Source organism: Pseudomonas sp. COW5 (assembly GCF_026240005.1).
GTDB classification, from domain to species: Bacteria; Pseudomonadota; Gammaproteobacteria; order Pseudomonadales; family Pseudomonadaceae; genus Aquipseudomonas; species Aquipseudomonas kribbensis.
On the sequence record NZ_JAPHVP010000001.1, the window covers coordinates 3,254,904 to 3,276,482 of the forward strand.

Annotated in this window: 22 protein-coding genes; 16 read left to right on the forward strand and 6 right to left on the reverse strand. The window is 60.0% G+C overall.

Annotation, left to right across the window (positions count from 1 at the left end):
- Positions 1–299: 299 nt before the first annotated feature.
- Together OQ248_RS14850 and OQ248_RS14855 are read left to right on the forward strand one after the other, a co-directional pair.
- Positions 300–2,738: an AAA family ATPase gene (locus OQ248_RS14850; protein ID WP_265813192.1), complete on the forward strand. Its 2,439-nt coding sequence runs from the start codon at positions 300–302 to the stop codon at positions 2,736–2,738.
- A 243-nt stretch (positions 2,739–2,981) separates the two neighbouring features.
- Positions 2,982–3,311, forward strand: a complete 330-nt coding sequence (locus OQ248_RS14855; RefSeq protein WP_265813193.1) for a hypothetical protein — start codon at positions 2,982–2,984, stop codon at positions 3,309–3,311.
- Positions 3,312–3,317: 6 nt separating this feature from the next.
- On the opposite strand, the gene OQ248_RS14860 is transcribed toward OQ248_RS14855, so the two are convergent.
- Positions 3,318–5,150: a hypothetical protein gene (locus tag OQ248_RS14860; protein ID WP_265813194.1), complete on the reverse strand. Its 1,833-nt coding sequence runs from the start codon at positions 5,148–5,150 to the stop codon at positions 3,318–3,320.
- 162 nt (positions 5,151–5,312) lie between these two features.
- Between OQ248_RS14860 and OQ248_RS14865 the strand changes: the two genes are divergently transcribed.
- From OQ248_RS14865 to OQ248_RS14875, 3 genes are all read left to right on the forward strand, one after another.
- Positions 5,313–5,801, forward strand: coding sequence for a TIGR00645 family protein (locus tag OQ248_RS14865; protein WP_065257512.1), 489 nt, complete (start codon positions 5,313–5,315; stop codon positions 5,799–5,801).
- Positions 5,802–5,936: 135 nt separating this feature from the next.
- Positions 5,937–6,242: a DUF6482 family protein gene (locus OQ248_RS14870; RefSeq protein WP_085712199.1), complete on the forward strand. Its 306-nt coding sequence runs from the start codon at positions 5,937–5,939 to the stop codon at positions 6,240–6,242.
- 126 nt (positions 6,243–6,368) lie between these two features.
- Positions 6,369–6,986, forward strand: coding sequence for an FKBP-type peptidyl-prolyl cis-trans isomerase (locus tag OQ248_RS14875; RefSeq protein ID WP_085712198.1), 618 nt, complete (start codon positions 6,369–6,371; stop codon positions 6,984–6,986).
- A 49-nt stretch (positions 6,987–7,035) separates the two neighbouring features.
- Here OQ248_RS14875 and OQ248_RS14880 read toward each other — a convergent pair whose 3' ends face one another.
- The 3 genes from OQ248_RS14880 to OQ248_RS14890 all read right to left on the reverse strand — a co-directional run bounded on the left by OQ248_RS14880 (position 7,036) and on the right by OQ248_RS14890 (position 8,936).
- On the reverse strand, positions 7,036–7,293 hold the full coding sequence (locus OQ248_RS14880; protein ID WP_085712197.1) for a hypothetical protein: 258 nt from the start codon (positions 7,291–7,293) through the stop codon (positions 7,036–7,038).
- A 207-nt stretch (positions 7,294–7,500) separates the two neighbouring features.
- Positions 7,501–7,842: a zinc ribbon domain-containing protein YjdM gene (locus OQ248_RS14885; RefSeq protein WP_007950963.1), complete on the reverse strand. Its 342-nt coding sequence runs from the start codon at positions 7,840–7,842 to the stop codon at positions 7,501–7,503.
- 125 nt (positions 7,843–7,967) lie between these two features.
- A complete protein-coding gene (locus OQ248_RS14890) occupies positions 7,968–8,936 on the reverse strand; it encodes a polyprenyl synthetase family protein (protein ID WP_085712196.1) in 969 nt (322 codons plus the stop codon).
- A 241-nt stretch (positions 8,937–9,177) separates the two neighbouring features.
- Between OQ248_RS14890 and rplU the strand changes: the two genes are divergently transcribed.
- The 5 genes from rplU to OQ248_RS14915 all read left to right on the forward strand — a co-directional run bounded on the left by rplU (position 9,178) and on the right by OQ248_RS14915 (position 12,931).
- Positions 9,178–9,489: a 50S ribosomal protein L21 gene (gene rplU, locus OQ248_RS14895; RefSeq protein WP_003228361.1), complete on the forward strand. Its 312-nt coding sequence runs from the start codon at positions 9,178–9,180 to the stop codon at positions 9,487–9,489.
- Between the two features lie 35 nt (positions 9,490–9,524).
- Entirely contained in the window at positions 9,525–9,782 is a 258-nt protein-coding gene (gene rpmA, locus OQ248_RS14900) for a 50S ribosomal protein L27 (RefSeq protein ID WP_003228360.1), read from the forward strand.
- Positions 9,783–9,975: 193 nt separating this feature from the next.
- Entirely contained in the window at positions 9,976–11,199 is a 1,224-nt protein-coding gene (cgtA, locus tag OQ248_RS14905) for an Obg family GTPase CgtA (protein ID WP_085712195.1), read from the forward strand.
- Between the two features lie 137 nt (positions 11,200–11,336).
- The gene (proB, locus tag OQ248_RS14910; protein ID WP_119430137.1) at positions 11,337–12,455 is read left to right on the forward strand and encodes a glutamate 5-kinase; all 1,119 of its coding nucleotides are present in this window, start codon (positions 11,337–11,339) and stop codon (positions 12,453–12,455) included.
- An 11-nt stretch (positions 12,456–12,466) separates the two neighbouring features.
- On the forward strand, positions 12,467–12,931 hold the full coding sequence (locus OQ248_RS14915; protein WP_085712193.1) for a CreA family protein: 465 nt from the start codon (positions 12,467–12,469) through the stop codon (positions 12,929–12,931).
- 116 nt (positions 12,932–13,047) lie between these two features.
- On the opposite strand, the gene rpsT is transcribed toward OQ248_RS14915, so the two are convergent.
- Positions 13,048–13,320, reverse strand: a complete 273-nt coding sequence (gene rpsT / locus OQ248_RS14920; RefSeq protein ID WP_011336008.1) for a 30S ribosomal protein S20 — start codon at positions 13,318–13,320, stop codon at positions 13,048–13,050.
- A 252-nt stretch (positions 13,321–13,572) separates the two neighbouring features.
- On the opposite strand from rpsT, the gene murJ reads away from it, so the two are divergent.
- The 6 genes from murJ (at position 13,573) to ispH (ending at position 20,992) form a co-directional block, all read left to right on the forward strand.
- Positions 13,573–15,111 carry a murein biosynthesis integral membrane protein MurJ gene (gene murJ / locus OQ248_RS14925; RefSeq protein ID WP_265813195.1) on the forward strand — a complete coding sequence of 513 codons (1,539 nt, stop codon included), beginning with the start codon at positions 13,573–13,575 and terminating at the stop codon, positions 15,109–15,111.
- Between the two features lie 129 nt (positions 15,112–15,240).
- Positions 15,241–16,179 (forward strand): bifunctional riboflavin kinase/FAD synthetase, encoded by a 939-nt coding sequence (gene ribF / locus OQ248_RS14930; RefSeq protein WP_007959537.1) that lies wholly within the window; start codon positions 15,241–15,243, stop codon positions 16,177–16,179.
- A 13-nt stretch (positions 16,180–16,192) separates the two neighbouring features.
- Positions 16,193–19,024 carry an isoleucine--tRNA ligase gene (gene ileS / locus OQ248_RS14935; protein ID WP_265813196.1) on the forward strand — a complete coding sequence of 944 codons (2,832 nt, stop codon included), beginning with the start codon at positions 16,193–16,195 and terminating at the stop codon, positions 19,022–19,024.
- Entirely contained in the window at positions 19,017–19,529 is a 513-nt protein-coding gene (lspA, locus tag OQ248_RS14940; protein WP_085712189.1) for a signal peptidase II, read from the forward strand. The genes ileS and lspA overlap by 8 nt, the downstream gene beginning before the upstream one ends.
- 7 nt (positions 19,530–19,536) lie before the next feature.
- The gene (gene fkpB / locus OQ248_RS14945) at positions 19,537–19,974 is read left to right on the forward strand and encodes an FKBP-type peptidyl-prolyl cis-trans isomerase (protein ID WP_170931652.1); all 438 of its coding nucleotides are present in this window, start codon (positions 19,537–19,539) and stop codon (positions 19,972–19,974) included.
- Positions 19,975–20,047: 73 nt separating this feature from the next.
- Complete coding sequence (gene ispH / locus OQ248_RS14950; protein WP_085712187.1) at positions 20,048–20,992, forward strand: 4-hydroxy-3-methylbut-2-enyl diphosphate reductase; 945 nt, start codon at positions 20,048–20,050, stop codon at positions 20,990–20,992.
- On the opposite strand, the gene OQ248_RS14955 is transcribed toward ispH, so the two are convergent.
- Entirely contained in the window at positions 20,964–21,518 is a 555-nt protein-coding gene (locus OQ248_RS14955; RefSeq protein ID WP_265813197.1) for a GspH/FimT family protein, read from the reverse strand. The genes ispH and OQ248_RS14955 overlap by 29 nt on opposite strands.
- Positions 21,519–21,579 lie beyond the last annotated feature (61 nt).

A 21,579-nucleotide genomic window follows, 5' to 3' on the forward strand; every position in this document is an offset into this window, starting at 1 on the left:
TACCAATGGACAGGGTTCTGGCCCCGCTCTCTACATCAAAACGCCACTTGGCGAGTTTTCGTACAGACCTTCTGGCGCCAGTGGGCCGGTATTAGTTCCAGCCGCGCAGTTTGGAGTTTAGGCAGGTTCCCGTGGTTCCGTGATTTTTTGCAGCATATTCGTGATCCAGCCCGGTTTTGCGGGGCCGGCCGTGGGGTTGGCCGGTTGTCTATGCTTTGTCGTGTGGCGCGCCTTGCCAGTGGGGCACGGGCAGCGCCAGAATGCCGCTATCTGCCCCGCCTGATTGTTAAGGAAGCCCGATGCCTGATCCTGTTGCTGCCAGCTTGCGTCTAGCGCCCGAAGCGCTGACCCGTCCGTTTTCCGCTGAACAGTTCAGCTTCACTACCACCAATGATCTGGAGCCCTTTCGCGGTGTGCTTGGCCAGGAACGTGCGGTCGAAGCCTTGCAGTTCGGTGTGGCCATGCCACGCCCCGGTTACAACGTATTCGTCATGGGCGAGCCCGGCACCGGCCGTTTCTCGTTCGTCAAACGCTACCTGAAGGCCGAAGGCAAGCGCCTGCAGACCCCGGCGGACTGGGTCTACGTCAATAATTTCGACGAGCCGCGCGAGCCACGTGCCCTGGAACTGCCATCGGGCAGCGCCGCGGCGTTCATCGGCGACATCAACGGCTTGATCGACAACCTGCTGTCGACATTTCCTGCGGTGTTCGAACACCCGTCCTATCAGCAGAAGAAGAGCGCCATCGACCGCGCCTTCAACCAGCGCTATGACAAGGCACTGGACGTCATCGAGCGTCTGGCCCTGGAAAAAGACGTCGCTCTGTACCGCGACAGCAGCAACATCGCGTTCACCCCGATGCTCGAAGGCAAGGCGCTGGACGAAGCCGAATTCGCCCAGTTGCCGGAGTCCGAGCGCGAACGTTTCCACGAGGACATTTCCGGCCTCGAGGAACGCCTGAACGAAGAACTCGCCAGCCTGCCGCAATGGAAGCGCGAATCGAGCAACCAGCTGCGTCAGCTCAACGAAGAAACCATTACTCTGGCGTTGCAGCCTTTGCTCGCACCGCTGTCGGAGAAGTACGCGGAAAACGCCGCGGTCTGCGGTTACCTGCAAGCGGTGCAGGTCTATCTGCTGAAAACCGTGGTCGAGCAACTGGTGGACGACAGCAAGACCGACGCCGTTGCGCGCAAGCTGCTGGAAGAACAATACGCGCCGAGCCTGGTGGTCGGCCATCCGGCCAGCGGCGGTGCGCCGGTGGTTTTCGAACCGCATCCGACCTATGAAAACCTGTTCGGCCGCATTGAATACACCACCGATCAGGGTGCGCTCTACACCACGTATCGCCAGTTGCGTCCGGGTGCGTTGCACCGCGCCAACGGTGGTTTCCTGATCCTCGAAGCGGAAAAGATGCTCGGCGAGCCCTTTGTGTGGGATGCGCTCAAACGCGCCCTGCAATCGCGCAAACTGAAAATGGAATCGCCACTGGGCGAGATGGGCCGTTTCGCGACCGTGACGCTCAATCCGCAGTTCATTCCGTTGAATGTCAAAGTCATCATCATCGGTGCGCGTCAGCTGTACTACACGCTGCAGGACCTCGATCCGGACTTCCAGGAGATGTTCCGCGTCCTGGTGGACTTCGATGAAGACATCCCGATGGTCGACGAAAGCCTGGAGCAGTTCGCCCAGTTGCTGAAAACCCGCACTTCGGAAGAAGGCATGGCGCCGTTGACCGCCGACGCGGTGGCGCGTCTGGCGACTTACAGCGCACGTCTGGCCGAGCATCAGGGGCGTTTGTCGGCGCGGATCGGTGATCTGTTCCAACTGGTCAGCGAAGCGGACTTCATCCGTCACCTGGCCAACGATGAAATGACCGACGCCGGCCACATCGAGCGCGCCCTGAAAGCCAAGGCTACCCGTACCGGCCGGGTGTCGGCGCGGATTCTCGACGACATGCTGGCGGGGATCATCCTGATCGACACCGACGGCGCGGCGGTCGGCAAGTGCAACGGCCTGACGGTGCTGGAAGTCGGCGACTCGGCGTTCGGTGTGCCGGCGCGGATTTCCGCCACGGTGTACCCGGGCGGCAGCGGTATCGTCGACATCGAGCGCGAGGTCAACCTCGGCCAGCCGATTCACTCCAAGGGCGTGATGATTCTCACCGGGTATCTGGGCAGCCGTTACGCCCAGGAATTCCCGCTGGCGATTTCCGCGAGCATCGCCCTGGAGCAATCCTACGGTTATGTCGATGGCGACAGTGCGTCGCTGGGTGAGGCCTGCACGCTGATTTCGGCCTTGTCGAAAACCCCGCTCAAGCAGTGCTTCGCGATCACCGGTTCCATCAACCAGTTTGGCGAAGTGCAGGCGGTGGGCGGGGTCAACGAGAAGATCGAAGGCTTCTTCCGTCTCTGTGAAGCGCGCGGGCTGACCGGCGAGCAGGGCGCAATCATTCCTCACGCCAACGTCGCCACGCTGATGCTCGACGAGAAAGTGCTGGCGGCGGTGCGCGCCGGGCAGTTCCATGTTTACGCGGTGCGTCAGGCGGATGAAGCGCTGAGCCTGCTGGTGGGCGAGCCTGCCGGTGAGCCGAACGAGGAGGGCGAGTTCCCGGAAGGCAGCGTCAATGCGCGCGTGGTGGAGCGTCTACGAGTGATTGCCGAAATGATCAGCGAAGAAGACCTGAAAGAAGCCGAGAAGGAACTGGCGCAGGAGGCGCTGGCCGAGGCCAAACCGGTGTAAGCCAGGCTGCAGTCAGAAAAATGGGAGCCTTGTGCTCCCATTTTGTTTTGTCGCGAACGTCGGCAAATGTGCCATCACTCTGGCGTCAATATTCACACAATGACCATTCGGCGCCTTCTGGTTCTGCGCGGTTGGCGCGGCGGACTTTTCTTCTATTCTCAGCTCAAGGACATCGACAGTATCACGGGATCGAAACAGTCCTTCAGCAAGGGCTGAACACCGGCTTTACCGAGGGTCGCCGCCATGTCGCGCAACCTCTGCCTCACCCGTCAGTGCCTGGGTCTCGTGACCCGAATCGAATGCGCCATCAAGCCGTTGGCCGGCGATAACGGCATGTGGACGTTACTCTTCGCCGCCGGCATGGCCGGTGAACAACCTTCCGCCATCAAGGCCCAGGGCCCGTTCCACGGGCCGGTCGCCGCCGAATCGATCCTCGATACCATCGTCGAAAGCCTGACGATGCACGGCTACGAACTGGCCAATGATCCGCAGATCTGGTCCTTGCACCTGCAAGCCCAGCTGCGGCAGATCAACGGTGGGCGCGGACGCAATCTCGGCGTTTTCGATCATTAGCACCGATCAAGGCGCGGCGCCCTGGGTCTGCGCCTTCTCGAGCTTGACCTCAAAGCCGTATTGCACGGTGGCGAGGTCGGTTCGCTGATAGGTTTCCACCTGCGTCGGGCGGCCGTAGAAATAGTGCACGCCGAACAGCGCCGGGCCTTCTGCGCTCGCGTCGTGGCTGACCGAAAGGATCTGCTTCAGGTAGTTGCCGCTGTCGTCCTTGACGAAGAATCGCCATTCGTTGGCCGGAAACAGCTTCAGGTCGACCACCAGTTCGTTGTTCCTGATTTCCAGGCCTTTGGGCAATGCCTTGGCTTCGTAGGACTGTTTCGCCACGGTGGCGAGGAACAGGGGCATCGAACCGACGGCCACTGCCGGGGTTTCCGGAAACAGGTTCAAGTCATACGTGATGGTCGCTTGCAGCGGATCCACCTGATAGGCCTCGGCCGGCAGTTCGATCGGCTCGTCGAGTTTGCCGTTGTGTTTTTCGGTGAAGAACGTCACCGGGCTTTCGCCGGGAGCCAGGTCGTCGCCCAGCAGTTCGTCATTGAAGGTCTTGCGGTGATCGAACTCGATGCGCGCGGCGCTGGGCTCTTCCACTGACTGGCGGATATGGATGCTTTTTTTCAGGTCGTCCTCGGTCAGTGATGCTCCCTTGAGCCAGTTGGGGGCCTGGTCGTCGTAGACGGTGATCGCCAGATCCAGCGGCTGCACGGCTTTCGCTGTGGTGTGCGAATCGAATTCGCGGATCGGCAGGTCCAGTGGCTTGCGGGTGACGGTCGCCTCGGAGAAGTCCAGCACGCTGACTTCAAGGGTGTCGATTGGGCCGTTGAAGTAAACCTTGTTGTAGCGGCGCGTATGCTGCTGTTCGAAGGTGCGCTGGTCGTCGTTCAGCTGTTTCTCGAGGTCCTCGCTCCAGACCTTTTGCTGTTGCAGGTGCGCCAGTTGTTTTTGATAGAAGGTGATCTGATCGGGGCTCTCGTTGATGGCGCCGGCGCGCACCAGATATTGCCCGGTCGTATCGCGGGCCTGGACGATCAGCGGATTGAGCGGCGTGTTGGCGACTTCCGGGGCAAGCGGCAGGCTGTTGCTGAATTCGACTTCGGCGTAGTTCTTTTCCAGCTTCAGCAGTTTCACACTGAGGTTGGCGTCGGTCCGGGTCTGGCCGACGTCTTTTTTGCCCAGGTCGAAACTGTGCAGACGTTTCGGGGCGATGACTTCTACCTGCCCTTGCAGGCTTACGGGACGCGGCCGGGTTTTCTTGTCGACGTCCAGGCCCTCGATGAACGGGTAGGTCACGGTCAGGTCATCGGGGTTGGTGACGTTGGAACTGGACGGGCTCAGCTGGATGCCCGGATCGGTTTCCGACCATTCCGGCTGGTAGGCGATGACCCGTTTGTTGCTCAGGGTTACCGATTGCCATTCAACGCCATGGGGAAACAGGAACCCGCCCGGAATGTTGAGATTGAAAGGGAATACCGGCTGCAGGTCGGTGAGGTAGTCGGAGCTGGCGTCCTTGTGCAGCACGAACAGGCCGTTGATGAAGGTGTCGACCAGCGCCTGAGGCGTCGGGTAGTGCTTGAGCACACCGAGGGCGTCTTCGCCGTATTCGGTTCTGGGCGGTTTGTTGTCGAGACGTTGCTGCGCGCGCTCCAGCAGCAGTAGCGAGCCGCCGAGTTCGGTCACGGCATCCTTGAGTTTCGGATCGGTGATGGCGTCCAGCGACTGTTCGAACTGCGCGGTCTTCTGTTCGAGGCTGAGCGGGTGTTTTTTTTCTTCACCGGGTGAGCAGCCTCCGACCGATAAGGCGAGGCAAATTCCGGCAGTCATTAACGGCAATCGCACATCCATTTCCAGTCGTCCTGTCCACTGTCGCTGGGCTGTCAATGGTTTGGACACTAGCAGAAAAACTTTGACACACACACGCAGGTGGCGGATTTTCGGGCGGTTTCTGGCTGTCACGGGGGACTGGTATACTCGCCGCCGATTACAACCCCCCTTGTGTGAGAGTCAATGGAACGCTTTATCGAAAATGCAATGTACGCCACGCGCTGGCTGCTGGCGCCGATCTACATCGGGCTGTCCCTCGGGCTGCTGGCGCTGGCATTGAAATTCTTCCAGGAAGTGTTTCATGTCATTCCCAACGTGTTCTCCATGGCCGAGTCCGAGCTGATTCTGGTGCTGCTGTCGCTGATCGACATGGCGCTGGTCGGCGGCTTGCTGGTGATGGTGATGATTTCCGGCTACGAGAACTTCGTGTCCGAGCTGAACATCGACGAAGGCAAAGAGAAGCTCAGCTGGCTGGGCACCATGGACTCCTCGTCGCTGAAGATGAAAGTGGCGGCGTCGATCGTGGCGATTTCCTCGATCCACCTGCTGCGGATCTTCATGGACGCCAAGAACGTCGATCCCCAGCATCTGATGTGGTACGTGATCATCCACATGACCTTCGTGGTCTCGGCGTTTGCCATGGGTTACCTGGACAAGCTCACCAAGCACTGACGAGTTGTCGAAAGCCGTAACAAAACCGCCCGTCTGTTGCGAAACAGACGGGCGGTGTCGTTTGTGGCTTGTGCTTTGGTGCGCCGAGGCATATCCCTGTAGGCGTCCCGGCTCGCCACAGCGTGAGGTGCGTTCATGAACCTGCAAGAGTTGAATGCGTTTGCCATCGCCAGGAAGGTCGATGAGCTGAACCTGATCTCCATGGAGGGTGGAATCTACCTGCTCGAGGCGCGGATGCACGGTGCGGCGTACCCGTTGAGCGATCCCCAGGGCAAGATGCTGATGCTGCGTTCGGTGGAGCATGCCCGGGATGTCCTGCACAACTTTCCGGTGCTGCCATTCAACCTGGTCCACACCTCGGTGCACGACGAAATGTGCGGTCTTGGCGCCAGCAGCGAAGAAAGCCTGAAAGTACCGCTGGCCTGGCGCTCGGCACTGTAGGCCCGAGGGCCTGATCAATGGCGGAACATCTGTGCTAGTCTGCTCGCCCTTTTGGTTCCGGGCGCGCCGGGACGCGCTGTGCACGCACGGCATGTCCTGAGGCCGTCCGCACAGCGGAGCAGTGTCATGTCCGAAGTAAATCTGTCCACCGACGAAACCCGCGTCAGCTACGGTATCGGCCGTCAGCTGGGTGACCAGCTGCGCGACAACCCGCCACCGGGTGTCAGCCTGGACGCCATCCTGGCCGGTCTGACCGACGCATTCGCCGGCAAGCCAAGCCGTGTGGGTCAGGAAGAGCTGTCCGCCAGCTTCAAAGTGATCCGCGAAATCATGCAGGCCGAAGCCGCTGCCAAGGCTGAAGCCGCCGCTGGCGAAGGTCGTGCGTTCCTGGCTGAAAACGCCAAGAAAGACGGCATCACCACCCTGGCTTCCGGTCTGCAATTCGAAGTGCTGACTCAGGGCGAAGGCGCCAAGCCATCCCGTGAAGACAACGTGCGTACTCACTACCACGGCACACTGATCGACGGCACTGTGTTCGACAGCTCCTACGAGCGTGGCCAGCCTGCAGAATTCCCGGTTGGCGGCGTGATCGCCGGCTGGACCGAAGCCCTGCAACTGATGAATGCCGGCAGCAAATGGCGTCTGTACGTGCCGAGCGAACTGGCTTACGGCGCTCAAGGCGTTGGCAGCATCCCGCCGCACAGCGTTCTGGTGTTCGACGTCGAGCTGCTCGACGTTCTGTAATCCCGTTACCCTGCACAAGCGTGGCTTGTGCAGGGTTTCTCCGCCGTTCTCATACTTCGATCTTGTGATGCAGCTCACTGGTCGGGCGCAACGCCCGGGCATAGCAGAACAGGAACAGATTGCGCACCAGCTCCTTGAGCACCATCGGCTCGCTGGAACTCAGGCCACTGACGTCCAGATCCCCTTGATCCTGTAATTCATGCAGGGCTTCTTCTTCCAGTACCGCGCAGACTTCACCGGTTTCCCGATGCAGGATCCTGAGGTACGGGTGCGGGCGATCCAGCCAGGCGTCGATCAAATAAGTCATGGTTCTCATCTCCATTGAAAGGGTTTCAATGAGAATAATTCTTATTCGTCAAATAGCAAGCGCCTATTGGCGGTTCGTGATTTTTTATGGGTAAAGATTGCGTAAGGTCAAAACGGCTGGCGTTTGGCTATTGCGGGGTTTTGCTGGGGATAGCGGGGGAGGGAGAGGCTCCATCCCACGGCGGGCGCGGGATGGAGGACAGCAGACTCAGACTTTTCTGACGAACTCGGATTTGAGTTTCATCGGGCCGATGCCGTCGATCTTGCAGTCGATGTCGTGGTCGCCGTCGCACAGGCGGATGTTCTTCACCTTGGTGCCGACCTTGACCACCAGCGAGGTGCCCTTGACCTTCAGGTCCTTGATCACGGTGATGGTGTCGCCGTCCTGCAGGACGTTGCCGACCGAATCTTTCTTCACGGCATCATCGGACGCCACTTCGGCTTCGCCGCCGGCAGACCACTCGTGGGCGCACTCCGGGCACACCAGTTGGGTGCCGTCTTCGTAGGTGTATTCGGAATTGCATTTCGGGCAGGGTGGCAACGTGCTCACTAAGGCTCCTTGGAGAGGGGATCGCTAAAAGTCGCACATTGTATAGGGTTTTAACCGTAGATGGCAGGCAACAAAAAACCGCAGGCTCCGAGGGAGGCTGCGGTTTCTTGATTGCGCGATGTTGATCAGTGCGTGCGGGCGACCGCGAACTCGCTCAGTTCAACCAGCGCATCGCGGTATTCGCTGGCAGGCAGCGCTTCGAGGCACTTGATCGCACGGGCCACATAATCGCGAGCCAGTTGTGCGGTGTATTCCAGCGAGCCGGACGCTTCCACGGCAATGCGGATGCTTTCCAGGTCTTCGATCCCGCCTTTCTGGATCGCCTGGCGTACCAGTGCGGCCTGCTCTGGCGTGCCTTCGCGCATGGTGTAGATCAGCGGCAGGGTCGGCTTGCCTTCGGCCAGATCGTCACCGACGTTCTTGCCCAGGGTTTCGGCGTCGCCCTTGTAGTCGAGCAGGTCGTCGACCAGCTGGAACGCCACACCCAGGTGATCGCCAAAGGTGCGCAGGGCTTCGCTCTGCTCGGCGGTGGCGCCGGCCAGTGCTGCGGCGCTGTGGGTCGAGGCCTCGAAAAGCATCGCGGTCTTGCCGCGGATGACTTCCATGTAGGTTTCTTCGGTGGTGCTGGCGTCACGGACCTTGGACAGCTGCAGCACTTCGCCTTCGGCGATGATGCGCGTGGCCTGGGACAGGATCTTCATCACCGGCATCGAACCCAGTTCGACCATCATTTCGAACGAGCGCGAGTACAGGAAGTCGCCGACCAGCACGCTCGGGGCGTTGCCCCACATGGCGTTGGCGGTCGAACGTCCACGGCGCATGCCGGACATGTCGACCACGTCGTCATGCAGCAGGGTGGCGGTGTGCAGGAATTCGATGGTGGCGGCCAGAAGACGCAAGTCGTCGCCTTCGCGACCGAGGGCCTTGCCGCACAGCAGCACTAATAAAGGACGCAGGCGTTTACCGCCGGCCGACGTGATGTAATCGCCGATTTTCGATACCAGCGGCACTCGGGAAGTCAGCTGCTTCTTGATGATGCCGTCGACGGCGCTAAAATCGTCCGCCACCGCGCGGTAGAAAGCTTGGGGTTGCATCAGCGACAGGTGCTCCAGAAGGGTTGCGCGGCATGCTAGGACCCACGTCCGGGCCTGTCAAGGCGCGATGGACGGCCCCTTGCATGAGTCTTGTAGCTTGCGTACAATCGCGCACCCTGAACTTCCTGGGCAGCACCTGCCTTACGCAATTGCACTTGGGCCGTTCCAGCCCCATGCAGCCATGCCAGCCAATACCTCTTCTTATAAAGAGCTGGGTGAGCAGGATTATCGGAGAAATACCATGTACGCAGTAATCGTTACCGGCGGTAAGCAATACAAGGTCGCTGAAGGTGAATACCTGAAGATCGAAAAACTGGAAGTCGCTACTGGCGAATCCGTGACTTTTGACCGCGTTCTGTTGGTCGCCAATGGCGACGACGTGAACATCGGCGCACCTGTTGTTGCTGGCGCAACCGTCAAGGCTGAAGTGATCTCCCAAGGTCGTCACGATAAAGTCCGCATCATCAAGTTCCGTCGCCGTAAGCACCACATGAAGCGTATGGGCCACCGCCAGTGGTTCACCGAGATCAAAATCACCGGTATTCAGGCTTAATTACAGCCTAATTCCTCACTAGGAGAATTGAACTCATGGCACACAAAAAAGCTGGTGGTAGTACCCGTAACGGTCGCGACTCAGAAGCCAAACGCCTTGGCGTGAAGATGTATGGCGGCCAGGTCATCAAGGCCGGCAACATCATCGTGCGTCAGCGCGGCACCCAATTCCACGCTGGCTACGGCGTTGGCATGGGTAAAGATCACACCCTCTTCGCGAAAATCGAAGGCGTGATCAAGTTTGAAGTAAAAGGCGCCTTCGGTCGTCGTTACGTGAGCGTTGTCGCAGCCTAACTGCGAGAGTGCTGGAGAAGCCCTGTCTTGCGACGGGGCTTTTTCGTTTGTGGGGTGAGTCTCTTGCAAAGCTGTTTGTATGGGCTGCCGGCGTGCGATGCAGGTCGTGGATTGGGGTCGCTGCGCTCATTTTTGCAAGAGTCTTATGTCTTGATTGTTTTTCGGCTCGTCCGTACGGCGAGAGGCGTTGGTTATGAAGTTTGTTGATGAAGTATCGATCCGCGTAAAGGCTGGCGACGGCGGCAATGGCTGCATGAGTTTCCGTCGGGAAAAATTCATTGAAAACGGCGGCCCGAACGGTGGTGACGGCGGCGACGGCGGTTCCATCTTCATGATGGCCGACGAAAACCTGAACACCCTGGTGGACTACCGCTACACCCGGCACTTCGATGCCGAGCGTGGCTCCAACGGTGGCAGCACCGACTGCACCGGCAAGAAGGGTGAGGATCTGGTCCTGCGCGTGCCGGTCGGCACCACGATCATTGACTCTGCAACCCAGGAAGTCATCGGCGACCTGACCAAGTCCGGTCAGAAGCTGATGGTGGTGCAGGGCGGCTGGCACGGTCTGGGCAACACCCGTTTCAAATCCAGTACCAACCGTGCGCCGCGTCAGACGACGCCGGGCAAGCCGGGTGAGCAGCGCGATCTGAAGCTGGAGATGAAAGTTCTGGCTGACGTCGGTCTGCTGGGTCTGCCGAACGCCGGCAAAAGTACCTTTATCCGTTCGGTTTCGGCCGCCAAGCCGAAAGTCGCCGATTACCCGTTCACTACCCTGGTGCCAAACCTGGGTGTGGTCAGCGTCGACCGCTGGAAAAGCTTCGTCATTGCCGACATTCCGGGTCTGATCGAAGGTGCTTCCGACGGCGCCGGTCTCGGTATCCGTTTCCTCAAGCACCTGGCGCGTACCCGTCTGCTGCTGCATCTCGTGGACATGGCGCCGCTGGACGAAAGCAGTGCGCCTGACGCCGCTGAGGTGATCGTCAACGAGTTGATCAAGTTCAGCCCGTCCCTGGCGGAGCGTGATCGCTGGCTGGTGCTGAACAAGTGTGACCAGATCCTTGAGGAAGAGCACGAAGAGCGCGTCAAGGAAATCGTTGAGCGTCTGCAGTGGGAAGGTCCGGTCTACGTGATCTCGGCCATTGCCAAAGAAGGCACTGAGCGCCTGACCCGCGACATCATGCGTTACCTCGAAGATCGTGCCGATCGCCTGGCCAATGACCCGGCCTACAAGGAAGAGCTGGCCGACCTCGATCAGCGCATCGAAGACGAAGCCCGTGCCCAGTTGCAGGCTCTGGACGACAAGCGTGCCCTGCGTCGCAGCGGCGTGAAGTCGGTCCACGACATCGGCGACGATGACTGGGACGAAGAAGATGTGGATGACGAAGATGGTCCGGAAATCATTTACGTGCGTGACTGATTCGTTGAAGTAAACTTAAGCGCCGCTCAATCGAGCGGCGTTTTGGTATCTGGAAATCGATTGTTGGTCACGAGTAACCACGAATAACGTCACGGGCAGCGCTGGGTCGCGCTGTCCTCAAGCTAAGGTTGAAGATGATGCGGAGCAAGGTGACAGGTGCGCAGCGTTGGGTCGTGAAGATCGGCAGCGCTTTGCTGACAGCGGATGGCAAGGGTCTTGATCGCAAGGCGATGGGTGTCTGGGTCGAGCAGATGGTGGCTTTGCATGAGGCTGGCGTCGAGTTGGTGCTGGTGTCCTCCGGGGCAGTGGCGGCCGGCATGAGCCGTTTGGGCTGGACCGCACGACCCAGTGCGATGCACGAGCTCCAGGCCGCTGCTGCAATCGGTCAGATGGGCTTGGTGCAGGCCTGGGAATCGAGTTTTGCCGAACATGGCCGGCACACGGCGCAGATTCTTCTGACTCACGACGACCTGTCCGATCGCAAGCGCTACCTGAACGCCCGCAGCACCTTGCGTGCGCTGGTCGAGCTGAAAGTCATCCCGGTGATCAACGAGAACGACACTGTGGTTACCGACGAGATCCGTTTCGGCGACAACGACACGCTGGCGGCGCTGGTGGCCAACCTGGTCGAGGCTGACCTGCTGGTGATCCTGACGGATCGAGACGGCATGTTCGACGCTGATCCGCGCAACAACCCTGACGCGCAGCTGATTTACGAAGCGCGTGCCGATGATCCGACCCTCGATGCGGTGGCGGGCGGTACCGGTGGTGCGCTGGGTCGTGGCGGCATGCAGACCAAGCTGCGCGCGGCGCGTCTGGCGGCGCGTTCCGGTGCGCATACCATCATTGTCGGTGGGCGTCTGGAGCGGGTGCTCGATCGTCTGAAGGCGGGCGAACGTATCGGTACGCTGCTGTCGCCTGAGCGCGGCATGCTGGCGGCGCGCAAGCAATGGTTGGCCGGGCATTTGCAGACCCGTGGCACGCTGGTGCTGGATGATGGTGCGGTTGCTGCGTTGTCGGAAGGTCACAAAAGTCTGCTGCCGGTCGGCGTCAAGCTGGTTCAGGGCAGCTTCCGTCGCGGTGAAATGGTGGTTTGCGTGGCGCCGGATGGTCGCGAGATTGCCCGTGGCCTGGCCAACTACAGCGCGCTGGAAGCGCAAAAAATCATCGGTCAGTCGTCGGATGCGATTGTCGGTTTGCTGGGTTACATGGCTGAGCCGGAACTGGTTCACCGTGACAACCTGATTCTGGTCTGAGGAAAAGCGCAATGCGCATGGCAAAAGGATTGTTGGGTCTGTTGATGGCGTTGCCATTGCTGGCCTCGGCCGAGGAAATCGGCCAGGTATCGACGGTGTTCAAGTTTGTCGGGCCGAATGACCGGATCGTGGTCGAGGCCTTCGATGATCCAAAGGTTGAAGGTGTGACCTGCTATCTGTCGCGCGCCAAAACGGGTGGCGTGAAGGGTGGCTTGGGTCTGGCCGAAGATCGTGCCGAGGCATCCATTGCTTGTCGTCAGGTGGGGCCGATCAACTTCAAGGGTGAGCTGAAGGATGGCGAAGAAGTGTTCAAGGAGCGCACTTCGCTGGTGTTCAAGACCATGCAGGTTGTGCGTTTCCTCGACAAGAAACGCAATACCCTGGTGTATCTGGTCTACAGCGACCGCCTGATCGAGGGCAGTCCGCAGAATGCGGTGACGGCTATACCGATTCTGCCGTGGGCGCCAGTCCATTGATTTGGGCGTAAATAAAAAGAGGAGCCGGTTGGCTCCTCTTTTTTTGCGTTTGTTTTCAGCAAATCGCAGGCAATAAAAAACCGACCCTGAGGTCGGTTTTTTAATGATTACGTCGCTTAGGCAGCAGCTTTCAGTGCCTTGACGTGACCATTCAGGCGGCTCTTATGGCGAGCAGCCTTGTTCTTGTGGATGATGCCTTTATCGGCCATGCGGTCGATAACTGGCACAGCCAGAACGTATGCAGCTTGAGCTTTTTCAGCGTCTTTTGCGTCGATGGCTTTAACTACATTCTTGATGTAGGTACGAACCATGGAACGCAGGCTGGCGTTGTGGCTGCGACGCTTCTCAGCCTGTTTTGCACGTTTTTTGGCGGAAGGTGAGTTGGCCACCGTCGAGCTCCTCGAAAGACTTTTTAGGAAATAGCAAACAAAATAGGCCGCGAATCATGCCGATGAAGAGATGTCTTGTCAAGGGCGCTTGAGACGTTCCGCTAAGTGGTAGGTATAAAGAGGCGGGATATTTATTTCCGGCGCTTGACCTGTAAACTCGCGAGCTTTGGCTCTGTGCTGTTGCGGCGCGGAGTATCGCACAAGTAGGCGCATTGTTCGCCTGCTGTTTATCGACAGGCACAAATTCCTTCAATGAATCTGCTCAAATCGTTGGCCGCCGTCAGCTCTATCACGATGCTTTCCCGGATTCTCGGGTTTGTCCGCGACACGCTCATTGCGCGCACATTCGGCGCCGGAATGGCGACCGACGCCTTCTTCATCGCCTTCAAACTGCCCAATCTGCTGCGGCGAATCTTTGCCGAGGGCGCGTTTTCACAGGCATTCGTGCCGATTCTTGCCGAATATAAAAGTCAGAAGGGCGAGGAGGCGACCCGTACCTTTATTGCCTATGTGACAGGGCTGCTGACGCTGGTTCTGGCGCTGGTCACTGCGTTGGGCATGATCGCCGCGCCCTGGGTGATCTGGGCCACGGCTCCCGGTTTCACCGATACGCCGGAAAAATTCCAGCTGACCTCCGACCTGCTGCGAGTGACCTTCCCCTATATATTGCTGATCTCTCTGTCTTCCCTGGCGGGGGCGATCCTCAATACCTGGAACCGCTTTTCGGTGCCGGCGTTCGTGCCGACCCTGCTGAACGTCAGCATGATCGTGTTCGCGCTGTTCCTGACGCCGTACTTCGATCCACCGGTCATGGCCCTCGGCTGGGCGGTGTTGGTCGGCGGTCTGGCGCAGTTGCTCTACCAACTGCCGCACCTGAAAAAGATCGGCATGCTGGTGCTGCCACGCCTGAATCTGCGCGACACCGGCGTCTGGCGGGTAATGAAGCAGATGCTGCCGGCGATCATCGGTGTGTCGGTCAGTCAGATTTCCCTGATCATCAACACCATCTTCGCCTCGTTTCTGGTGGCGGGCTCGGTGTCGTGGATGTACTACGCCGACCGTCTGATGGAGTTGCCGTCCGGCGTGCTGGGTGTGGCACTGGGCACGATCCTGCTGCCGACACTGGCCAAGACCTACGCCAGCAAGGATCGTCACGAATATTCGCGGATTCTCGATTGGGGCCTGCGCCTGTGCTTCGTGCTGGTGTTGCCGTGTGCGCTGGCGCTGGGGATTCTGGCCGAGCCGTTGACGGTTTCGCTGTTCCAGTACGGCCAGTTCAGCGGGTTTGACGCAGCCATGACCCAGCGGGCGTTGATTGCCTATTCTGTCGGTCTGCTCGGCATTATCGTGATCAAAGTGCTGGCGCCAGGCTTCTATGCGCAACAGAACATCCGTACGCCGGTGAAAATCGCAATCTTCACTCTGGTGGTCACGCAGTTGTTCAACCTGATGTTGATCGGGCCACTGGCTCATGCCGGGCTGGCGTTGGCGATCAGCGCCGGTGCGTGCCTGAACGCCGGGCTGTTGTTCTATCAACTGCGCAAGCAGCAGATGTACCAACCACAGCCGGGCTGGCTGAAATTCGGTTTGAAGCTGTTGTTCGCGGTGGCGGTGATGTCGGCTGTCCTGTTGATCGGCATGCATTTCATGCCTTCGTGGGATCAGGGCCACATGCTGGAGCGCTTTCTGCGTCTGGGCGTGCTGGTGATTGCTGGCGTGGTGGCTTATTTCGGCATGTTGCTGTTGCTCGGTTTCCGCCTGCGTGACTTCAATCGCAAGGCGTTGAGCTGAGGTTTCACCCTTGAAAGACGGGCGCGGGCCGGCAGTTTTGTCGGCTCGTTCACTTTGGGTTACGGTGTTGCCTGTCGTCGGCCGTCGGGTGTGGTTATAATCGGCCACTTTATGAGCAAGAAGCGCGTTATGCAGCTGGTTCGAGGCCTTCACAACTTGCGCCCCCAGCATCGGGGCTGCGTCGCCACTATTGGCAACTTTGACGGTGTTCACCGTGGTCACCAGGCCATCCTGGCCCGACTGCGTGAGCGTGCGCTCGAGTTGGGCGTACCCAGCTGCGTGGTGATTTTCGAGCCGCAGCCACGGGAATTCTTTGCTCCGGAGACCGCGCCGGCACGTCTGGCCCGGTTGCGCGACAAGCTGCAACTGCTGGCGGCCGAAGGCGTCGACCGGGTCTTGTGTCTGGCCTTCAACCAGCGCTTGAGCAAACTCAGCGCCAGTGAATTCGTTGATACGATTCTGGTGGATGGCCTGGGTGTGCAGCATCTGGAAGTCGGCGACGATTTCCGCTTCGGTTGCGACCGCCTCGGCGATTTCGATTTTCTGCTGCAGGCCGGGCAGGTTCACGGTTTTACCGTGGAAGCCGCGCAAACCGTCGAGCTGGACGGCATTCGTGTCAGCAGCACCCAGGTGCGCAATGCGTTGGCCGCCGCCGATTTTGCCCTGGCTGAACGCTTGCTTGGCCGCCCGTACCGGATTGCCGGTCGCGTGCTGCATGGCCAGAAACTGGCCCGCCAGTTGGGTACGCCCACCGCGAACATTCAACTCAAGCGCCGTCGCGTGCCGTTCACCGGGGTTTACCTGGTCGACGTCGACATCGACGGCAAGACCTGGCCCGGCGTCGCCAATATCGGCGTGCGGCCCACGGTGCAAGGTGATGGCAAGGCCCACCTTGAAGTACATCTTTTGGATTTTGCCGGCGATCTGTATGACCGGCGTTTGACGGTGGTTTTCCACCAGAAGCTGCGTGAAGAGCAGCGTTTCGCCTCCCTGGAGGCATTGAAAACGGCGATCAGCGCGGATGTCGCCGCCGCCCGTGCACTAGCCGCACCTAGCGCCCATCGCTAATGAAGAGCCTTAAATGACCGACTATAAAGCCACGCTAAACCTTCCGGACACCGCCTTCCCAATGAAGGCCGGCCTGCCACAGCGCGAACCGCAGATCCTGCAGCGCTGGGACAGTATTGGCCTGTACGGAAAGTTGCGCGAGATTGGCAAGGATCGTCCGAAGTTCGTCCTGCACGACGGCCCTCCGTACGCCAACGGTACGATCCACATCGGTCACGCACTGAACAAGATTCTCAAGGACATGATCATCCGCTCGAAGACCCTGTCGGGCTTCGACGCGCCGTATGTTCCGGGGTGGGACTGCCACGGCCTGCCGATCGAACACAAGGTTGAAGTGACCCACGGCAAGAACCTGGGCGCGGACAAGACCCGCGAACTGTGCCGTGCCTACGCCACCGAGCAGATCGAAGGGCAGAAGACCGAATTCATCCGTCTCGGCGTGCTGGGCGACTTCGCCAACCCGTACAAGACCATGGACTTCAAGAACGAGGCCGGTGAAATCCGTGCCCTCGCCGAAATCGTCAAGGGCGGTTTCGTGTTCAAGGGCCTGAAGCCTGTGAACTGGTGCTTCGATTGCGGTTCGGCCCTGGCCGAAGCGGAAGTCGAGTACGAGAACAAGAAGTCCTCGACCATCGACGTGGCGTTCCCGATCGCTGACGAAGCCAAACTGGCTGCCGCGTTCGGTCTGCCGTCCCTGAACAAGCCTGCCTCGATCGTGATCTGGACCACCACCCCGTGGACCATCCCGGCCAACCAGGCGCTGAACGTTCACCCGGAATTCAACTACGCGCTGGTCGATATCGGCGACAAACTGCTGGTTCTGGCTGAAGAGCTGGTCGAATCCTGCCTGACCCGTTACGGCGTTGAAGGCACCGTTCTGGCCACCGCGCCCGGTTCGGCGCTGGAGCTGATCAATTTCCGTCACCCGTTCTACGACCGTCTGTCGCCGGTGTACCTGGCCGACTACGTGGAACTGGGCGCCGGCACCGGTGTGGTTCACTCCGCCCCGGCCTACGGTGTGGACGACTTCGTGACCTGCAAGAAGTACGGCATGGTCAATGACGACATCCTCAACCCGGTTCAGAGCAACGGCGTTTACGTGCCGTCGCTGGAGTTCTTCGGCGGCCAGTTCATCTGGAAGGCCAACCCGGCCATCGTCGACAAACTGACCGAAGTCGGTGCGCTGATGCACACCACCGTCATCGAACACAGCTACATGCACTGCTGGCGTCACAAGACCCCGCTGATCTACCGCGCCACCGCGCAGTGGTTCATCGGCATGGACAAGGAGCCGGTATCCGGCGACACCCTGCGTCAGCGCTCGCTCAAAGCCATCGAAGACACCAAGTTCGTTCCGGCCTGGGGCCAGGCGCGACTGCACTCGATGATCGCCAACCGTCCGGACTGGTGCATCTCCCGTCAGCGTAACTGGGGCGTGCCGATCCCGTTCTTCCTGAACAAGGAAAGCGGTGAACTGCACCCACGTACCGTCGAGCTGATGGAAGAAGTCGCCAAGCGCGTCGAAGTCGAAGGTATCGAAGCCTGGTTCAAACTCGACGCTGCCGAACTGCTGGGCGATGAGGCGCCGCAGTACGACAAAATCAGCGACACCCTTGACGTCTGGTTCGACTCGGGCACTACGCACTGGCACGTCCTGCGCGGTTCGCACCCGATGGGCCACGAGACCGGCCCGCGTGCCGACCTGTACCTGGAAGGTTCGGACCAGCACCGTGGCTGGTTCCACTCGTCCCTGCTGACCGGTTGCGCCATCGACAACCACGCGCCGTACCGCGAGCTGCTGACCCACGGCTTCACCGTGGACGAGTCCGGCCGCAAGATGTCCAAGTCCCTGGGCAACGTGATCGCGCCGCAGAAAGTCAACGACACCCTGGGCGCCGATATCATGCGTCTGTGGGTCGCGTCGACCGACTACTCCGGTGAAATGGCCGTGTCCGAGCAGATCCTGCAGCGCAGCGCGGATGCCTATCGTCGTATCCGTAACACCGCGCGCTTCCTGCTTTCCAACCTGACCGGTTTCAACCCGGCCACCGACCTGCTGCCGGCCGAAGACATGCTGGCACTGGATCGCTGGGCGGTTGACCGTACCCTGCTGCTGCAACGCGAGCTGCAAGAGCACTACGGCGAATACCGTTTCTGGAACGTCTACTCGAAGATCCACAACTTCTGCGTGCAGGAGCTGGGTGGTTTCTACCTCGACATCATCAAGGATCGCCAGTACACCACCGGCGCCGACAGCAAGGCCCGTCGTTCGTGCCAGACCGCGCTGTTCCACATCTCCGAAGCGCTGGTGCGCTGGATCGCACCGATCCTGGCCTTCACCGCCGACGAGCTGTGGCAGTACCTGCCGGGCGAGCGCAACGAATCGGTGATGCTCAACACCTGGTACGAAGGCCTGACCGAGTTGCCGGAAGGCTTCGAACTGGGTCGCGAGTACTGGGATCGCATCATGGAAGTGAAGGTGGCGGTCAACAAAGAGATGGAAATCCAGCGCGCGGCCAAGGCCGTCGGTGGCAACCTGCAAGCCGAAGTGACGCTGTACGCCGAGGACGCCCTGAGCGCCGACCTGGCCAAGCTGAGCAACGAACTGCGCTTTGTACTGATCACCTCGACGGCCAGCGTTGCGCCGTTCGTGCAGGCTCCGGCCGAAGCGGTGGCCACCGAAGTCAGCGGCCTGAAGCTGAAGATCGTCAAATCCGCCTTCCCGAAATGCGCCCGTTGCTGGCACTGCCGTGAAGACGTCGGCGTGAACCCGGAGCATCCGGAAATTTGCGGCCGTTGCGTGGACAACATCGATGGCGCCGGCGAGGTTCGTCACTATGCCTAATGCAGTTGGCCGTTTCGGACGGCTGAGCTGGCTCTGGTTGAGCTTGCTGGTTCTGGTCATCGACCAGGCCAGCAAGTTTTACTTCGAAGGCAAGCTCGAGATGTACCAGCAGATCGTGATCATTCCCGATTACTTCAGCTGGACCCTGGCCTACAACACCGGCGCTGCTTTCAGCTTCCTGGCTGACAGCTCCGGCTGGCAGCGCTGGCTGTTCGCCCTGATCGCGGTGGTGGTCAGTGCAGTGCTGGTGGTCTGGCTCAAGCGCCTGGGTCGCAACGAAACCTGGCTGGCCATTGCGCTGGCACTGGTGCTGGGCGGCGCGCTGGGCAATCTGTATGACCGCATTGCCCTGGGCCATGTGATCGACTTCATTCTGGTGCACTGGCAGAACCGCTGGTACTTCCCGGCGTTCAACTTCGCCGACAGCGCCATCACCGTTGGCGCGGTGATGCTGGCACTGGACATGTTCAAAAGTAAAAAAACCGGAGAAGCCGTTCATGACTGAACAGGTATTGGCTGAGCAACGCATCGGCCAGAACACGGAAGTCACCTTGCATTTTGCATTGCGCCTGGAGAACGGCGACACGGTCGACAGCACCTTCGACAAGGCTCCGGCGACCTTCAAGGTCGGCGACGGCAACCTGCTGCCGGGTTTCGAAGCGGCGCTGTTCGGCTTCAAGGCGGGTGACAAGCGCACCCTGACCATCGAGCCGGAAAACGCATTCGGCCAGCCGAACCCGCAGAACGTGCAGGTCATTCCACGTTCGCAGTTTGCGGACATGGAACTGTCGCCGGGTCTGCTGGTGATCTTCAACGATGCGGCCAATACTGAGCTGCCGGGTGTGGTGAAAGAGTTCGACGACGCGCAAGTGACCGTCGATTTCAACCACCCGCTGGCCGGCAAGACGTTGACCTTTGACGTGGAAATCTTCTCCGTCAAAGCGCTGTAAACGCTGTTCTGCAGGGGCCGGACCGGCCCCTGCATTGATCTGAATTTTTCGCGCGCAAGACACGAGGCACAGCATGCAAATCAAACTCGCCAACCCCCGTGGCTTCTGCGCCGGCGTGGACCGGGCGATCGAAATCGTCAACCGCGCCCTGGAAGTCTTCGGGCCGCCGATCTACGTGCGTCATGAAGTGGTGCACAACAAGTTCGTCGTCGAGGACCTGCGCAGTCGTGGCGCGATCTTCGTCGAAGAACTGGATCAGGTGCCGGACGACGTCATCGTGATCTTCAGTGCCCATGGCGTCTCGCAAGCCGTGCGTACCGAAGCCGCCGGGCGTGGCCTGAAAGTGTTCGACGCCACTTGCCCGCTGGTGACCAAGGTGCACATCGAAGTCGCCAAATACAGCCGCGACGGCCGTGAATGCATCCTGATCGGCCACGCCGGTCACCCGGAAGTCGAAGGCACCATGGGCCAGTACGACGCCAGCAACGGCGGTGCGATCTACCTCGTCGAAGACGAGAAGGATGTTGCCGAGCTACAGGTGCACAACCCTGAAAAACTGGCCTTCGTCACCCAGACCACCTTGTCGATGGACGACACCAGTCGCGTCATCGATGCCTTGCGTGAACGTTTCCCTGCTATCGGTGGGCCGCGCAAGGACGACATCTGCTACGCCACGCAAAACCGTCAGGACGCGGTCAAGCAACTGGCCGATGAGTGCGATGTGGTTCTGGTGGTCGGCAGCCCGAACAGCTCCAACTCCAACCGCCTGCGCGAACTGGCTGAACGCATGGCCACGCCGGCGTACCTGATCGACGGTGCCGAAGACCTGCAAAAGAGCTGGTTCGATGGTGTCGAGCGTATCGGCATCACCGCTGGTGCTTCCGCGCCGGAAGTGCTGGTGCGTGGCGTGATCCAGCAATTGCAGGCCTGGGGCGCCACCGGTGCCGACGAGTTGGCCGGTCGTGAAGAGAACATCACCTTCTCGATGCCTAAAGAGCTGCGCGTACGCTCGATCTGACCGCTTTATCCTTTCGACACAGCGCCTGTTCAGCCTTTTCGCTGACCAGGCGCACGCGACCGGTCGCCGCCAGCACTAGCTGAAGCTGGCTGACCGGTTCGCGAGCCGAGCAGATATGTAGTTTTCCTGCCTGAAACGCCCGCCCGGGCATTAGCGGTTGCCCCAGACTGCTGAACCGTATGTACCGACTGACAAACCAGTTGCCGACAATGGGCACTTGCCCATCGCTGGCGTGCTCGACCAGCAGCGGATTGCTGCTGTCCTCCGCGCCCTTGCCACTGACATCCAGAATGATCCGCCAGCCCTGGCTCCAGTCCCCGTCGATGCCGTGAATCACTACGCTCTGATTGCGTGTGATCGCCTGGCTGCGGGCATTGCGGATTCCGCTGATCAGCGATTCCGCAGCCTGTTGCCGCTGGTTCGACTCTTTCAGTGTGGCGAGCGCCGGACTGACCAGCGACAGAACAATTGCGCCGATCGCCAGTCCCATAAGCAGTTCGACCAGACTGAAACCCTGTTGCGGCATGAGCATTTCCTCCTTGATGCAGGATGTTCGGCGCGATCCGTGCGCCGGGCAGGGCAAATCA

What these genes read in the sequence shown, in the direction of transcription:
- OQ248_RS14850 (WP_265813192.1), top strand. Translation starts at nt 300, where the DNA reads ATGCCTGATCCTGTTGCTGCCAGCTTGCGTCTAGCGCCCGAAGCGCTG.
- OQ248_RS14855 (WP_265813193.1), top strand. Translation starts at nt 2,982, where the DNA reads ATGTCGCGCAACCTCTGCCTCACCCGTCAGTGCCTGGGTCTCGTGACC.
- OQ248_RS14860 (WP_265813194.1), bottom strand. Translation starts at nt 5,150, where the DNA reads ATGGATGTGCGATTGCCGTTAATGACTGCCGGAATTTGCCTCGCCTTA.
- OQ248_RS14865 (WP_065257512.1), top strand. Translation starts at nt 5,313, where the DNA reads ATGGAACGCTTTATCGAAAATGCAATGTACGCCACGCGCTGGCTGCTG.
- OQ248_RS14870 (WP_085712199.1), top strand. Translation starts at nt 5,937, where the DNA reads ATGAACCTGCAAGAGTTGAATGCGTTTGCCATCGCCAGGAAGGTCGAT.
- OQ248_RS14875 (WP_085712198.1), top strand. Translation starts at nt 6,369, where the DNA reads ATGTCCGAAGTAAATCTGTCCACCGACGAAACCCGCGTCAGCTACGGT.
- OQ248_RS14880 (WP_085712197.1), bottom strand. Translation starts at nt 7,293, where the DNA reads ATGACTTATTTGATCGACGCCTGGCTGGATCGCCCGCACCCGTACCTC.
- OQ248_RS14890 (WP_085712196.1), bottom strand. Translation starts at nt 8,936, where the DNA reads ATGCAACCCCAAGCTTTCTACCGCGCGGTGGCGGACGATTTTAGCGCC.
- rplU (WP_003228361.1), top strand. Translation starts at nt 9,178, where the DNA reads ATGTACGCAGTAATCGTTACCGGCGGTAAGCAATACAAGGTCGCTGAA.
- rpmA (WP_003228360.1), top strand. Translation starts at nt 9,525, where the DNA reads ATGGCACACAAAAAAGCTGGTGGTAGTACCCGTAACGGTCGCGACTCA.
- cgtA (WP_085712195.1), top strand. Translation starts at nt 9,976, where the DNA reads ATGAAGTTTGTTGATGAAGTATCGATCCGCGTAAAGGCTGGCGACGGC.
- proB (WP_119430137.1), top strand. Translation starts at nt 11,337, where the DNA reads ATGCGGAGCAAGGTGACAGGTGCGCAGCGTTGGGTCGTGAAGATCGGC.
- OQ248_RS14915 (WP_085712193.1), top strand. Translation starts at nt 12,467, where the DNA reads ATGCGCATGGCAAAAGGATTGTTGGGTCTGTTGATGGCGTTGCCATTG.
- murJ (WP_265813195.1), top strand. Translation starts at nt 13,573, where the DNA reads ATGAATCTGCTCAAATCGTTGGCCGCCGTCAGCTCTATCACGATGCTT.
- ribF (WP_007959537.1), top strand. Translation starts at nt 15,241, where the DNA reads ATGCAGCTGGTTCGAGGCCTTCACAACTTGCGCCCCCAGCATCGGGGC.
- ileS (WP_265813196.1), top strand. Translation starts at nt 16,193, where the DNA reads ATGACCGACTATAAAGCCACGCTAAACCTTCCGGACACCGCCTTCCCA.
- lspA (WP_085712189.1), top strand. Translation starts at nt 19,017, where the DNA reads ATGCCTAATGCAGTTGGCCGTTTCGGACGGCTGAGCTGGCTCTGGTTG.
- ispH (WP_085712187.1), top strand. Translation starts at nt 20,048, where the DNA reads ATGCAAATCAAACTCGCCAACCCCCGTGGCTTCTGCGCCGGCGTGGAC.
- OQ248_RS14955 (WP_265813197.1), bottom strand. Translation starts at nt 21,518, where the DNA reads ATGCCGCAACAGGGTTTCAGTCTGGTCGAACTGCTTATGGGACTGGCG.